This is a genomic window from Dyadobacter subterraneus (assembly GCF_015221875.1).
In the GTDB taxonomy this organism is placed as follows: domain Bacteria; phylum Bacteroidota; class Bacteroidia; order Cytophagales; family Spirosomataceae; genus Dyadobacter; species Dyadobacter subterraneus.
Genome location: NZ_JACYGY010000008.1, coordinates 1 through 1,944 on the forward strand (window position 1 = coordinate 1; position 1,944 = coordinate 1,944).

The 1,944-nt window shown below is 42.9% G+C and carries 1 protein-coding gene and 1 pseudogene; both read left to right on the forward strand.

Features of this window, described 5'->3' with window-relative positions; translation table 11 throughout:
• On the forward strand, window positions 1-284 hold a 284-nt coding region (locus IEE83_RS32680), incomplete at its 5' end, for a T9SS type B sorting domain-containing protein (protein ID WP_194124957.1).
• Window positions 285-698: 414 nt separating this feature from the next.
• Window positions 699-1,944, forward strand: a pseudogene (locus IEE83_RS32685) (gliding motility-associated C-terminal domain-containing protein); the annotation flags it as partial.

Consider the following 1,944-nt stretch of genomic DNA (forward strand, 5'->3'; position numbering starts at 1 on the left):
CACTGCCGAATGTGATCACGCCAAACGGTGATGGCAAAAATGATCTTTTCACGCCGCTTAAATGTCCAAGTTTTGTTCAGTCACTGGACTTCAAAGTGTTTAACCGCTGGGGTGCCAAAGTGTATGACTCCAAAGATGTGAACATCAACTGGAACGGGAAAAACAACAGTGGAAACGATCTGGCAGCAGGACAGTATTATTATGAAGTGATTGTTAATTTCGAGTCTGTACAGCGTGAAGGAAAACCAGCCACTTTCAAAGGTTGGGTACAGATTCTTAGATAAAAACAACGCCCGCTTTTAAGCTGTTAAAACACAGACTTTTTTTCTTTCAACTTCTAGTACGTTATTTGTAGCCCGGTTAAACTATAACCGGGCTACTGCGTTTTGTATACAGCTACCTTCTATTTTTAGTTTTATCAGGTATTGATGTTGTGAAATTATATCAATAAAAATGTGTTAATTCCTTTATATGTTACTAAATGAAATAAATGAGTAGCAAACCATTAACAAGAGTTCAATAATTTAGCGTATTAGGGAATAAAACACACATTTTTAATTAAATTTTCGTTCAATACATGTATGTTAGAAGCGTTAACCCATTTGAATAATCCAGGCCCGTTAAAAATTTAAAAATAAGATAACATATCAGTATTTTTTTTCTGATTAAAGCCTCTGTCTAAAGTAAGTCTTATGTCTATGCGTTACATTTTACAATTATCATTTCTTTTTGCTTTTATCCTGCTGTTAACTGGTCATGAAGCTCAGGCCACACACGCCCGGGCGGGAGAAATTACAGCAAAACGCGTAAACGGCAATTCGCTTGCGTATGACGTGACATTTACCGGTTATTTTGATATTTCTCCAAATGGAGGACTTGGTGCAGCCAATGCACAGACTTCTGTCAACATGTATTTTTATACTGGCACAGGTACAAATGCACAGCCCGTACAGGTTCCCAGAATTGATGCATTGACAAGAAACATCGGAAATAATACGACGCAAAATATATATACAGTCCGGTATACATTCCCTTCTGCCGGCGACTGGAGTATTTCAGTGGGTATTGATAACCGTAACGTAAGTATTTTAAATTTAAGTCCTGCACCAACAGACAGACTTAACTTTTACGTACATACCAATATATCAATCAATGCTTTCGTAGGTGTTAATCAGACGCCGGTTCTTTTAAATGCGCCTATTGATATTGGTGCTGTCGGACAACGGTACATTCACAACCCTGGTGCTTTTGATGCCGACGGAGACAGTATTGCTTACCACCTTTATACTCCTCAGCAAGGAACAACCAGAGGTTTGGGTGAAAATCTTGGCTATAAGGATCCTAATCTTGTAACCCCTCCCGGCACCACCGAAGCCGGAGCCACTCCTGCGACTTTCAGTATGAATCCGCTTACGGGAGATTTAATTTGGGATGCACCCGTGACCAAAGGTCTTTACAACGTCGCCTTTGTGGTTGAAGAATGGCGGGATGGTGTGCTGATCGGGGAAATTATCCGAGATATGCAGATCATCATTGTTGATGCCAAAAACGACCGGCCAAAACTCGATCTGATTCCCGATATCTGCGTCGAGGCAGGAACGCTGGTTAACCAGATCGTAAAAGCGACCGATAAAAACGGGGATAAACTTACGCTCACCAGTACCAGCGGACTCTACCAGGCCACTGCGCTTGTGTCTCCGGCTTATGCCACTTTCTCAGTCCCGCAGCAAGGTGCACAAGGGACGCTCACAGGACAATTCACCTGGCAGACCGGCTGTAACCAGATCAGGCTTGAACCCTATGAAGTACTTTTCAAGGTTGAGGACGGCCCCGGACCCAATACCCCAAACCCTACCCTGTTCCAGAAACTGGTCGATATCACCACACTGCATATCAAGGTTTACGGGCCGCAGCCACAAAACCTGGCCGCAACCGCTGTCACCG